At 69.5% G+C, this 12,040-nt stretch carries 10 protein-coding genes; 3 read left to right on the top strand and 7 right to left on the bottom strand.

All coding sequences use genetic code 11. From position 1 onward, the window contains the following. The first annotated feature begins 207 nt into the window (after positions 1-207). The gene (locus tag AQI88_RS26285; protein ID WP_107118664.1) at positions 208-1,710 is read left to right on the top strand and encodes an FAD-dependent monooxygenase; all 1,503 of its coding nucleotides are present in this window, start codon (positions 208-210) and stop codon (positions 1,708-1,710) included. A 202-nt stretch (positions 1,711-1,912) separates the two neighbouring features. Here AQI88_RS26285 and AQI88_RS26280 read toward each other — a convergent pair whose 3' ends face one another. Next, the gene (locus tag AQI88_RS26280) at positions 1,913-2,599 is read right to left on the bottom strand and encodes a TetR/AcrR family transcriptional regulator (protein WP_067003769.1); all 687 of its coding nucleotides are present in this window, start codon (positions 2,597-2,599) and stop codon (positions 1,913-1,915) included. A gap of 91 nt (positions 2,600-2,690) precedes the next feature. On the opposite strand from AQI88_RS26280, the gene AQI88_RS26275 reads away from it, so the two are divergent. After that, positions 2,691-3,752: an oxygenase MpaB family protein gene (locus AQI88_RS26275; protein WP_067003768.1), complete on the top strand. Its 1,062-nt coding sequence runs from the start codon at positions 2,691-2,693 to the stop codon at positions 3,750-3,752. Positions 3,753-3,838: 86 nt separating this feature from the next. Here AQI88_RS26275 and AQI88_RS26270 read toward each other — a convergent pair whose 3' ends face one another. After that, positions 3,839-4,699: a polysaccharide deacetylase family protein gene (locus AQI88_RS26270; protein ID WP_244184314.1), complete on the bottom strand. Its 861-nt coding sequence runs from the start codon at positions 4,697-4,699 to the stop codon at positions 3,839-3,841. 173 nt (positions 4,700-4,872) lie between these two features. On the opposite strand from AQI88_RS26270, the gene AQI88_RS26265 reads away from it, so the two are divergent. Continuing rightward, entirely contained in the window at positions 4,873-5,436 is a 564-nt protein-coding gene (locus tag AQI88_RS26265; RefSeq protein WP_067003767.1) for a dihydrofolate reductase family protein, read from the top strand. Here AQI88_RS26265 and AQI88_RS46080 read toward each other — a convergent pair. The 5 genes from AQI88_RS46080 to AQI88_RS26245 form a co-directional block, all read right to left on the bottom strand. Then, a complete protein-coding gene (locus AQI88_RS46080) occupies positions 5,433-5,597 on the bottom strand; it encodes a hypothetical protein (protein ID WP_159050397.1) in 165 nt (54 codons plus the stop codon). The genes AQI88_RS26265 and AQI88_RS46080 overlap by 4 nt on opposite strands. Further along, positions 5,594-6,355, bottom strand: coding sequence for an ABC transporter permease (locus AQI88_RS26260; RefSeq protein WP_208615907.1), 762 nt, complete (start codon positions 6,353-6,355; stop codon positions 5,594-5,596). The genes AQI88_RS46080 and AQI88_RS26260 overlap by 4 nt, the downstream gene beginning before the upstream one ends. Beyond that, positions 6,352-7,320, bottom strand: coding sequence for an ATP-binding cassette domain-containing protein (locus tag AQI88_RS26255; RefSeq protein ID WP_067003765.1), 969 nt, complete (start codon positions 7,318-7,320; stop codon positions 6,352-6,354). Before AQI88_RS26255 ends, AQI88_RS26260 begins: the two co-directional genes overlap by 4 nt. Beyond that, complete coding sequence (locus AQI88_RS26250) at positions 7,317-8,036, bottom strand: thioesterase II family protein (protein ID WP_067003763.1); 720 nt, start codon at positions 8,034-8,036, stop codon at positions 7,317-7,319. The genes AQI88_RS26255 and AQI88_RS26250 overlap by 4 nt, the downstream gene beginning before the upstream one ends. A 107-nt stretch (positions 8,037-8,143) precedes the next feature. Further along, positions 8,144-12,037, bottom strand: coding sequence for a non-ribosomal peptide synthetase (locus AQI88_RS26245; protein ID WP_067003760.1), 3,894 nt, complete (start codon positions 12,035-12,037; stop codon positions 8,144-8,146). Positions 12,038-12,040: the final 3 nt, after the last annotated feature.

Raw genomic sequence — 12,040 nt, 5'->3', positions numbered from 1 at the left:
GAGTGTCGCGTGAATTCGCGTCCGTTCACACCGTGTTGGTGGTGTGCGGTGCTCGCCGGCCGGTGGGGTTGAGAGCGGCCCGGCGGGCCTGCATGCTGACGCCCTCGGAACATCCGCTCCCCGTAGGAGCGTCCCGCCGGCGGGACAGGTGGTCTGACGACGTTGGAGACCAGTGGAGTGAGGGGGAACGACGTGGGACACACCGGCATGGACGCGGACGTGGTGATCGCGGGCGCCGGGCCGACGGGCCTGATGCTCGCCTGCGAGCTGCGGCTGGCGGGCGTCGACGTGGTCGTGGTCGAGCGGCTCGCGGAGCGCACGGGCGAGTCGCGGGCCGGCGGGATGCACTCCCGCACCCTGGAGGTGCTCGACCAGCGCGGAATCCTGGATCGCTTCCTGGCGATCGGCGAACTGCAGCCGGTGGGCCACTTCTCCGGCCTCTATCTGGAATTCGACGAGTTCGAGTCCAGGCACCCTTACCCGCTGATGATCCTGCAGTCCGACATCGAGCGGCTGCTGGAGGAGTGGGCCGCCGAGCTCGGCGTGCGGGTGCGCAGGTCGTCCGAGGTGAGCGGGATCCGCCAGGACGGGTCCGGCGTGACGGTCGAGCTGCGTACCGAGGAGGCGACGCCTGCGACGCTGCGCGCCCGCTACCTCGTGGGCTGCGACGGCGGGCGCAGCACGGTGCGCAAGCTGTCGGGCATCGACTTCCCCGGCACCGAGGCGACGATGACCGCGCTGATCGGCGACGTCGAACTCCCCGATCTGCCCGAGGACTACGTCTGGGTGCGGCGTACTCCGGGCGGCGACTACTCGGCGATCGCCTTCGAGCCGGGCTGGCACCGGGTGATCACATCCGAGTTCGACCGCGTCGCGGACCGCGACGAAACCCCGACGTTCGAGCGGCTGAGGGAGTCCCTGGTCAGGGTCGCGGGCACCGACTTCGGCATGCGCAACCCCCGGTGGGTCTCCCGGTTCAACGACGCCGCACGGCAGGCCGCCCGGTACCGGCAGGGCCGGGTGCTGCTCGCGGGCGACGCGGCGCACATCCACTTCCCGGCCGGCGGGCAAGGGCTGAACATGGGGGTGCAGGACGCGGTCAACCTCGGCTGGAAGCTCGCCTCGGTGGTGCGCGGCCAGGCGCCGGAGAGCCTGCTGGACAGCTACCACGCCGAGCGCCACCCCGTCGCGGAGCGCGTTCTGCACAACACCCGGGCGCAGTCGGCCCTGGTCCGCCCCGGCCCCCAGACGGACGCGCTGCGCGACGTGTTCAGCTCCCTCATGGTGTTCGACGACGTCAACCGGTATCTGCGCGGCATGCTCACCGCACTGGACATCCGGTACCCGGTGGACGGCAGCCACCCGCTGGCGGGCCGCCGGGTCCCCGACGCCGACCTCAAGACGGCTGACGGCGCCACCCGCGTCTACGAGCTGCTGCACGCCGGCCGCCCCGTACTGCTCAACCTGCGCGACAGCACCGAGGTGGCGGCCGCCGTCGCGGGCTGGGCCGATCGCGTCGGCCTCGTAGAGGCGCAGAGCGAGGACGACCACTGGCTCGTCCCGGCCCTCGGCGAGATCCCCGCTCCCGCCGCGCTCCTCATCCGCCCCGACGGCCATGTCGCCTGGGCGGCCGCCACCGACGGCACGCCCGACACCTCCGCGCTCCGAACCGCCCTCGCCACCTGGTGCGGTCCGGCCCCGCGGGGGTGAGACGCCGCCCCAAGTGACCGGTCCACGGGACCGGTTGGTCAATCCGGGGCTCGCGTGACGGCGGCCGTCAAGACCTGGTTGTGGTCTTGACGGCCGCCTGCACGACAAGAACCGACCAGCCGCACACCAACGGCGGCCCACTCGACGGGCCGCCGTTGCGGCAGGACCGAAGCCGCTGCCGGGAAGCCGCGCCCGGCTGCCGTCAACGCATCCGCGGCAAGACGGCGCCGAGGATCACCTGTAGCTGGCCGATCAGGCGCGATGGGTCGAACCTGCCGGGATCGGTGAGCGCGAGGCGGCCGAAGTGTTCCGCGCAGGCGACGAGCGCGTGGGCGAGGACTTGCGCATCGAGCTGCGGGCCGGGCGTCGGGCCGCTCCGGTCGGCCAGGGCGAGGGAGATCCATGCTTCGACCCGGAGCCGGAACCGTTCCCTGTCCGCCTCGATGCGGTCGCGGACGACCGTGGGCATGTTGCCCGGGGGCAGCAGGATCAGCCGCCACGTGTCCGGGTCCTCGCGGAGCATCGCGGACATCCTGCGCACCGCCTCGGAGACGAACGCGGCCGGGTCGCGCGGGCCGTGCAGGTCGGGAATCGTCTGGAGAAGCCGTTCGAAGGCGCGTGCCTGCTGCCGGTCGAGCAGGGCGCTCAGCAGGGCGTCGAGATTCTCGTAGGCGCCGTAGACCACCGACCGTGCGACCTCGGCCCTCTTCGCGATGGCATCGATGGAGACCCGGTCGTAGCCCTCGTTCACGATCACGGCGAGGGCGGCGTCGAGCAGCTGCTCGCGGCGTTGCTCGATCGGGACGCGCGGGGCGTAGGGGCGCCGCTTGCGTGGCCGGTCTTCCGAAGAGGCGGAGGACGAGGCGGACGAAGAGGGGGACGCAGACACCTTGGCAGTTTACGACATGCGTGTCTTAATTTAAGACAGCAGTGTCGTAATTGAGGGCGGCGTACGCCGCGGACGCACGAGGAGCGGCTCCATGGCGAAGCTGAAGCGCGGTGAGATCGAACCGCACGAGGACTACGGCTTCTTCGGTCCGGGCTCGGTGGTGTGGAAGGTCTGGAGCTATCCGACGGCGCCGACGGTGGGTTTCCAACGAGCCGTGGTGGTGGAGGAACTCGACCCGCCGCTGGTGGCCGCCGTCCACGCGACCCAGGGCATCTACCAGCGCTCCCGCACTCGCTACGACCGGACCCTGAGGTACTTCGCGATGGTGGCCTTCGCCGGTTCGCGGGAGGTGTGCAAGGCCGCGGACGTCCTGGTCAAGGTCCATTCCAAGGCGATCGGCCGGCTACCCTACGGCGGCGGGACCTACGATGCCAACGACCCCGCCTCGCAGCTGTGGATCCAGCTCACCGGCTGGCACTCGATCCTCTACGCATACGAGAAGTACGGGCCCGGGAAGCTCTCCGCGCAGGAGGAGAAGGAGTACTGGGAGGCATGCGCGCTCGCCGCGGAACTGCAGACGTGCTCCCCCGACGACATACCCCGCAGCCGTGAAGGCGTCCGGGCGTACTTCGAACGGATGCGCCCGCAGCTGGCCGCCAGCCCGATCGCCCGGCAGGCCATGAACCACCTGCTCAGGAGCGAGCTCGTCCTGCCGCCGACGCCGCGCTGGGCGAAGCCGGCGAGTCTGGCTGTCGCGAAGGCACAGCGGATCGCCACGATCGCCACCATGCCGCGCTGGATGCGCGACATGGCAGGGATCCGGCAGTCACGCCTCCTCGACCTGCTCATCGTGCCCGTCATGAAGACGGCCTTCGCGCTCGCCCACCTCAACCCCGAGGTCGAACTGCGCCTGCTGGGCAGGATCTCGCCCTCCACGGTCGCGGTGATTGCGCCGGTCAAGCTCGGCATTCCTCCCCGTAAGGAGGAAGTACTGACCCCCGCAGAAGCCCGCGCCCGCCACGGCTACGCCAAGCCCGCCGAAGCACACCTCGCATTCCGGGCCCGGCAGGCCGCACGCGTCTTCGGCGACGGTGAGGCCCCCAGCGAGCAGGGACTCATCGAGTCCCAGGAGATCCTGGGACCACTCTCGTGACCAGGACCGGTCTCGGGTCGAGGGGCACCCCCGCGACGCGTACACGCACGCCTTAAGGTGACGTCAGGCGAAAGCGTCCCGCCGCGTCAGCTTGTGGGAAGGCTGAACCTGTAGCCCTGCTCGGTCAGCCAGGGGAGCAGCTTGCGCAGGGCTGCCACGGTCTGGCTGCGATCGCCGCCGCCGTCATGCATGAGGATGATGCCGCCGGGACGCAGTTCCCGTTTCGCGGTGGCAAGGATCGAGGCGGCGCCGGGGTGCGTCCAGTCGCGGGTGTCGACGGTCCAGCCCAGCGGGCGCAGACCGGCTTGCACGGCTATCTGGCGGTTTTCGGGGCTGAAGTCGCCGCCGGGGGCACGGAACCACGTGATCCGAGTGTCTGGCCCACCAGCCTTGCTGATCATGTCCTTGGCTGCGGTGATCTCGTGGACCTGCTGATCGTGCGGGAGGGTGTGCATCGGCTGGGGGTGGTCCACGGTGTGGTCGCACAGCCGGTGGCCGTCGGCAATGATGCGCTTGACCAGGGCAGGGTTGGCGGCGGCCTGTTTGCCGATCTGGCAGAAGGTCGCCTGGGCGTGGTACTGCGCGAGCAAGTCCAGGATCTGACCGGTGGCCGGCCCTGGGCCGTCGTCGAAGGTGAGTGCCACGGTCCGGCCGCCCGTCGCCGCTTTGTAGGCGATCGAAGCGCTTGGGGAGTGGGCAGGAGCGGCCTTTGCGCTGACGTCGGATGCGGCGCTTGCGCTCGTACCGATGCCGGCCAGGGCGAACGAGACGGCCACCGTGCAGCCGAGAGCCGCACGGCGCAGCAGGCGGACGGACTTCGGGTTCGGCATTCTGTACTTGCTCCTGGCGTTGCTGGCCATGTCGAAATGGCAACGACGGGTCCCCACGACGATGACCGAATGTCCGACCAGAGCAAAGCATTCACTGATATTTGCGGCTTTTGTCACTACCCGATCAATGGTGACTCTGTGCTTTGGCGTGGTTACGTTTCGTCAATGTGGGGCGGAGTGTCGGCCATGGGCTCAGGCTTCGCCGAGTGGCCCGCCTCGCTCCGCCGCAGGTCAGGACGCTCCTGATCACTGCGGTCGTACTGTCGAACCCGTTACCGAGAGGACTTCTGATGCGCAGCGTGACCTATTCGATGGGCGTCTCACTTGACGGCTACATCGTCGGGCCGGACGGCGACTTCGACTGGACGGCGCCCGACGAGGAGGTCTTTCGCTTTGCCACCGACGAGGTACGAGCGCTCGGCGTCCACCTGTTGGGACGACGGCTGTACGAGACGATGCTGTACTGGGAGACCACCGACCAGGATCCATCGCTCGACGACTCCATGCTCGAGTTTGCCGCGATCTGGAAGCGGCTCCCGAAGGTGGTGTTCTCCACCACGCTGTCGGCGGTGCGGGGCAATGCCCGCCTGGCCTCCGGCGGCCTGGCGAAGGAGATCGAGCGGTTGCGAGCCGAGCCGGGGGAGGGCGGCATCGCGATCGGCGGCGCGACTCTCGCCGCCGAGGCCGCCGCGTCGGGCCTGATCGACGAGTACCGGGCCAGGGTCTACCCGGTGCTGGTCGGCGGTGGCATTCCGTTCTTTCCCCGGCGCGAGCGCCGGGTGGATCTCGAACTCGTCGAGACCCGCACCTTCAGCTCGGGAGTCGTCTACCTCCGCTACCGCGTGGCGCGCTAGCCGACGAAGCGGAGCGGGCGAATATCCGCGCGGTGACGCACGACCCGCTCGGTCACCTCGCCGACGGACTCGAAGTCGCAGTGCCGCCTCGGCGGCATGTGGTTCGCCGAGGCGGCTCGGGAGGGGAGAGTGACCAGTTGGTCTGGGCTGGTCGAGGTCACGCTCGCTTCTTGAACGTGGAGACCGCCCACACGTAGCCGAGGAGGGCGAACCCGGCGCACCAGGCGACGGCCACGATCGCGTCGCCGCTCGACGGGTTGCCCGCGAGCAGCCCGCGCAGCGTCTCGATGATCGGGGTGAAGGGCTGGTACTCCGCGAACTGCCGCATGCCGGCCCCCATCGTGTCCGCGGGCACGAACGCGCTGCTCAGGAACGGCAGCATGATCAGCGGAACGGTGGCCATGCCCGCCGACTCCGCGGTCTTCGCGGCCAGCCCCAGGGCGACGGTGAGCCAGCCGGCCGCGAAGCTGAGCAGCACGATGACACCGATCGCGCCGAGCCAGTCGAGGGCGCTCGCAGCCGGGTCGAACCCCATCGCGAAGGCCACGCCGATGATGGCCGCGCAGGCCACCAGGCAGCGCAGCGTGGTCACGATGACGTGCCCGGTCAGCACGGAACCGCGGGAGACGTCCATGACCTTGAACCGGTTGATGACGCCCTTGGTCATGTCGGAGTTCACGGCCGTCGCGGTGGCCCCCAGCCCGTAGCTGATGGCCATCACGAGCAGCCCCGGCGTCGCGTAGTCGATGTAGTCGTCGCCGACGCTGAACGCACCACCGAACACCTTGACGAACATGAGCATGATCACTATGGGGAACAGGACCGCCTGGAACACCGTGACGGGGTTGCGCACGGTGTGCTTCAGGTTGCGGCGCAACATGATCGACGAATCGGCCAACGGCGTCGGGACAGTGCTCACTGTGCGATCACCTCCATGCTCGTGTGCTCGGTGCTCGTGGGGTCGGTGCTCGTGGGGTCGGTCAGGGCCAGGAAGACGTCGTCGAGGTCCGGCGTGTGCACGGAGAACTCCTGGGCGTTGATCGTGTGCTCCTCCAGCCGGCTCAGCAGGGCCAGCAGCGACCTCGACTCACCGTTGCTGGGCACCCGCAGGGTCAGCTCCTCGTCGTCGCGCGCGGATCCGGCCAGGACCCGTGCCGCCGCGTCGAGTTCGTAGAGGTCGGCGAACCGGAATCGGACGTGGGTGCCGGGGATCTGGCGCTTGAGCTCCTCGGGGGTGCCCTGGGCGACCAGGCGGCCCTGGTTGAGCACCGCGACCTGGTCGGCGAGCTGGTCGGCTTCCTCGAGGTACTGGGTGGTCAGGAAGATGGTGGTGCCCTCGGCCACCAACTCGCGGACGATCCCCCACATCGCGCGCCTGCTGCGCGGGTCGAGACCCGTCGTCGGCTCGTCCAGGAAGATGATCTGCGGATTGCCGACCAGCGTCATCGCCAGGTCCAGCTTCCGGCGCATACCGCCGGAGTAGGTCGCCGCCGGCTTGTCCGCCGACTCCACCAGGTCGAAGCGCTCCAGCAGCCGCGTGACGACCGGGTCACCGGAGCGCACGCGCTTCAGGTCCGCCATCAGCTGCAGGTTTTCCCGGCCCGACAGCAGATCGTCCACCGCGGCGAACTGACCGGTCACACCGATGGCCGCGCGCACCTGCTTGGTCGCGGTCACTACATCGTGACCGGCGACCCGCACCGTCCCGGCGTCGGCCTTCATCAACGTCGTCAGGACGTTCACCGTCGTCGTCTTGCCGGCCCCGTTCGGGCCGAGCAGGGAGAAGATCGATCCCGCGGCGACATCGAAGCCGATGCCGTCGAGCACGACTTTGTCGCCATATGCCTTGCGCAGCCCTGAAACTGCGATCGCTGAACTTCTCATGCCTCCGCTTTCCTCTCCGCTTCGATCATGTCCAGCACCTCGCGGCCGTGATCGACCAGGTACATGTGATCGCCCGGGAATTCCGCATAGCTGAATTCACCCGTGGTCGCCGTCCGCCACTGCTGAGCCTCTTCCGCGGTGACCAGGCCGTCGGAGCTGCCCCGCAGCGAGCAGATCGGCACCGACACCGGTTCGTCGGTGCTCGGTACGTAGCTCTCGTGCATCTCGCAGTCGGCCTGCAGTGCGGGGAGAATCAGTTCACGCATCTCCGGGTGGTCGAGGGCCTCGTGCCGGAACCCCGCGAACTCCTCGACCCTGGCGAGGAACTCCTCGTCCGGGAGCCCCGCCGCCCGCCTCTCGCGCTGTGTCCACGGCCCCGGCGAACCACTGACGACCAGCCGCTCGACGTGCACACCGCGCGTGCTCAGCAGGTGCACCAGCTCGTACGCGAGCACCGCGCCCAGGCTGTGCCCGAACAGCACGGTCCGCGCCCCTGCGCCGAGGTCCGCGACGATGTCGTCCACCGACTCCTTGGCCGCTTCGACGACATTCCGGTACGGCGTCTCGAGGATCCGCCGTTCCCTGCCCGGCAGTTCGACCGAGGTCACTCGCCACCGGCCGGCGGACAGCTCCCGCCACGGGTGGAAGAAAGAAGGACCTGCTCCCGCGAACGGCACGCACAACAGCGTGGTCTGATCCCCGTGTTCCGCGGACACGCCGGGTTCTGTCACCCCGACCAACCCCCATCATCCATTCGATCGTCTGTCGAACCGGTTCCAGGAATGCGCCGAACCGGTTCCGGGAAAAAGATGTCCGGCCGTCGCTACGCCAGCCTGCGGCCCACGATCTCGAAGAATTCGGCCACGGGCGCGGGCATGTGCATTTCGTGGTGCGTGGCGTGCACGTCGTGCACCTCGAGGGAACCGAGGACGTACGGCCGCCACAGGTGCGCGTACGACTGGTCCTCCAGCGTCGCGTTGAAATACAGCACATCGCCGCGGTAGACCGGCGATTCGAAATCCATCATGAGCGCCGTGTTGTTGGCCAGGACCTTCGACATGGTGTCCAGGAAGCCCTGCCGGTTGCCCATGCGTATGTACTGGCTGAAGTCGTCCTCGAGCTCCGCCCGGTAGTCCGACGACTCCTTGCCGGCGTGCACCTGCGTGAACCCGTGGCCCCCCGGCTGGGCGTCCAGGACGGCCACCAGGGCGACCTCGTGGCCACGCCGGTCGAGCGCGTCGGCGACGGCCTGCACGACGGTGCCGCCGTAGGACCAGCCGATCAGGTTGAAGGGCCCTTCCGGCTGGATCTTCAGGATCTGGGTGACGTAGTCGTCGATCATCTCCTTGACGGAGCCGGCCCGCGGCTCCACGCCGTCGGAGCCGCGGGACTGCAGGGCGTAGGCCGGCCGGTCCTGCAGGTGCAGCACGAAGCTGTAGTAAGCCCAGCCCAGCCCGCCCCCGCCGTGGAAGAACCACACCGGCGGCTTCCCCGTGCCGGGATCGCTGTTCAACGGCAGTACGACCGCGAACGTGTCGGCGTCGTCGGCGGGAACGCCGCCGGCGAGCATCAGCGCGGCCAGCTCGGCCACCGTGGGGTACTTGATGATCGTCCTGATGGGAATGTCGATGTCGAACTGCTTGCGGATGCGGACGCTGAGCCGGGTGGCCAGGAGTGAGTGCCCGCCGAGCGCGAAGAAGCCGTCGTCGATACCGACCTTCTCCCGGCCGAGCAGCTCGCCGAAGAGGGCACACAGCTTTTCCTCGTAGGCGTTGCGCGGCTCTCGGCCGACCACGGTGTCCGTGTCCTCGGAGGGCAGTGCTCGTCGGTCGAGCTTCCCGTTCGAGGTCAGCGGAATCTCCGGCAGCGAGATCACCGTGGACGGCACCATGTAGTCGGGCAGACGCCCCCGCAGGTACTCGGACAGCTCACCGGCATCGGCCGCCGCGGCATCGGGCTCGGGCACCACATAACCCACGAGGCGCTTGTCGCCCTCCTGGTTCTCGCGGACCACGACCACCGCCTGCGCCACACCCGGATGCCCGGCCAGCGTCTGCTCGATCTCACCCAGCTCGATCCGGAAACCCCGGATCTTCACCTGGGAATCGGCTCGCCCCGCATACTCCAGTTGACCGTCCTTGCTCCAGCGGACCAGATCGCCGGTGCGGTACATCCGCTCGCCCGGCTCGCCGAAGGGGCACGCGAGGAACCGTCCCGCGGTCAGTTCCGGCCGGCCGTGGTAACCGCGGGCCTGACCGTAGCCCGCCACATACAGCTCCCCGGTCACGCCGGTGGGCGTCGGCCTGAGGTTGCTGTCCAGGACGTAGGCGCGCAGGCCCGGGACGGCCCGGCCGATCACGCTGGCCCCGCGGTGGCGGGCGGCGGAGTGCTCGTCCAGGTCGATGCGGGTGACGTGCACGGTGGTCTCGGTGATGCCGTACATGTTCACCAGCACCGGCGCATCGGGTGCGTGGCGCGCGTACCAGTCCGCAAGGCGGTTCAGGTCGAGGGCCTCGCCGCCGAACACCACGTACCGCAGCGCCAGGTCCTGGCCGGGAGCCTGGGCGTCGGCCTGGACGAGCTGGTAGAAGGCCGAGGGCGTCTGGTTGAGGACGGTGACCTGCTCGCGGGCGAGGAGTCGGAGGAAGTCGGCCGGGGAGCGGGAGACGTCGAAGGGGACCACGACCAGGCGTCCGCCGTGGAGCAGCGGCCCCCACAGCTCCCACACCGAGAAGTCGAAGGCGTAGGAGTGGAAGAGGGTCCACACGTCGTCGGCACCGAAGGCGAAGTCCTCGGTGGCGGTGAAGAGGCCGACCACGTTGCGGTGCGGGATCAGCACGCCCTTGGGGCGGCCGGTCGACCCGGAGGTGTAGATGACATACGCCGGGTGCCCGGGGCGCAGGACCGTACGGCGCTCGGCGTCGGTGAGGTCGGTGGCCGTCTCCTCGGCGAAGGCCCCGGCCCCGTCGAGGTGGACCAGGGGAAGGGCCTCGGCCAGGTCCTGCGCGGCGCCGGTCGTGCTGGTGGTGACCAGCAGGACCGGCTGGGCGTCCTGGACCATGTAGGCGATGCGGTCGGCCGGGGAGTCGGGGTCGATCGGCAGATAGGCACCGCCCGCCTTGAGCACCGCGAGCAGTGCGACGACCAGATCGGCCGAGCGCTCCAGGCAGACCCCGACCAGGGACTCGGGACCCACTCCGCGGGCGACGAGGTGCCGCGCGAGCCGGTTGGCCCGGGCGTTCACCTCCCCGTACGTGAGCGTGGCGCCGTCGTGGACCACCGCGACCGCGTCCGCCCGCTGCGCCGCCTGCCGCTCGAACAACTCGACCAGGGTGGCCTCGGGAATGTCGTTCCCGGCGTCGTTCACCTCCGTGACCAGTCGCTCCCGCTCCCCTGCACTGAGCACGTCGACGTCCCCGACGCACATACCCGGATCAGCGGCCAGCTGCTCCAGCACCCGGGCGAGCCGGGCGGCGATCACCTCGGCCGAGTCGCGGTCGAACAGCTGGGTCGCGTACTGGAGGTCGCCCCGCAGCGCCCCCGCTTCGTCCACGGTCAGGCTGAAGAACAGGTCGACCATGGCGGTCGACGGGATGGCCTGCTCGAACCTCACCTCGAGCCCGGGAATGTCGAGGTCCGGCTTCTGGTAGCTCTGCCAGGCGAACATCACCTGGAACAGCGGCTGGTACGCCGCGGAGCGTTCGGGGTTGATGGCCTCGACCAGCAGATCGAACGGCACATCCTGGTGCTCGTAGGCCGTCAGCGCCTTGTCCCGCACCTGCGCGAGCAGTTGGGTGAACGACGGATTTCCGGAGAGGTCCGCCCGCAGCACCTGGGTGTTGACGAAGAAGCCGATCAGATCGGCCAGGGCTTCGTCGGTCCGCCCGGCGATCGGACTGCCGATCGTCACATCGTCTCCGCCGCCGAGCTTGCGCAGCAGCACCGCCAGCGCGGCTTGCAGGACCATCGACATGGTCGACCCGCGCTCGTCGGCCAGCTTCTGCAGCCCGGCCGCCACCTCCGCTGCCACCACCAGGGGGACCGTGTCGCCGTGCGAGTTCGCTTCCGCGGGCCGCGGGCGGTCCAGCGGCAGGCTCAGCGGCTGCGGCACCCCGGCCAGCTCCTTGCGCCAGTACTCGACCTGCGCCGCGGCGAGGCTTTCCGGGTCGGCCACGTCGCCGAGCACCTCGCGCTGCCACTGCGCGTACTCCTTGTACTGCACCGGCAGCGGCTCCCACTGCGGCGCCCGGCCGTCCTGGCGGGCGGTGTAGGCGTCGATCAGGTCCCGCATCATCGGCGCGCTCGAGCTGCCGTCCGAGGCGATGTGGTGGACGACCATGACCAGCACATGTTCCCGGAGCGAGCAGCGCAACAGGCTTGCCCGCAACGGGAGTTCGGCTGCCAGATCGAACCGGTGCGCAACGGCCTCGCCGATCGCGCCGGCCACGTCTTCGGGCGCCACCTCGACCACCCGCACCTGCGGATCCGCCTCCGCCGTCGCCAGGATCCGCGAGCAGGGCTCACCGCCGTCGTCCGTCGCGTACGTGGTGCGCAGGATCTCGTGCCGGTCGACCACGTCGCGGATCGCCGCGACGAGGGCGGCCTGGTCCAGGGACCCGGTCAGCCGGAACGCCGCCGAGATGTTGTAGGTCGCCGCCCCGCCCTCCAGTTGGTGCAGAAGCCACATACGGCGTTGTGCGAATGACAGCGGAATCATTGC

Origin of the sequence: Streptomyces cellostaticus, assembly GCF_001513965.1 — a bacterium.
In the GTDB taxonomy this organism is placed as follows: Bacteria; Actinomycetota; Actinomycetes; order Streptomycetales; family Streptomycetaceae; genus Streptomyces; species Streptomyces cellostaticus.
This window is presented reverse-complemented; position numbering and strand designations above follow the sequence as displayed.

Bases quoted from the DNA above. Each gene is read 5' to 3' on its own strand.
- AQI88_RS26255 (WP_067003765.1), bottom strand. From the start codon at position 7,320: ATGAGAAGTTCAGCGATCGCAGTTTCAGGGCTGCGCAAGGCATATGGC.
- AQI88_RS26265 (WP_067003767.1), top strand. From the start codon at position 4,873: ATGCGCAGCGTGACCTATTCGATGGGCGTCTCACTTGACGGCTACATC.
- AQI88_RS26275 (WP_067003768.1), top strand. From the start codon at position 2,691: ATGGCGAAGCTGAAGCGCGGTGAGATCGAACCGCACGAGGACTACGGC.
- AQI88_RS26285 (WP_107118664.1), top strand. From the start codon at position 208: ATGGACGCGGACGTGGTGATCGCGGGCGCCGGGCCGACGGGCCTGATG.
- AQI88_RS26245 (WP_067003760.1), bottom strand. From the start codon at position 12,037: ATGATTCCGCTGTCATTCGCACAACGCCGTATGTGGCTTCTGCACCAA.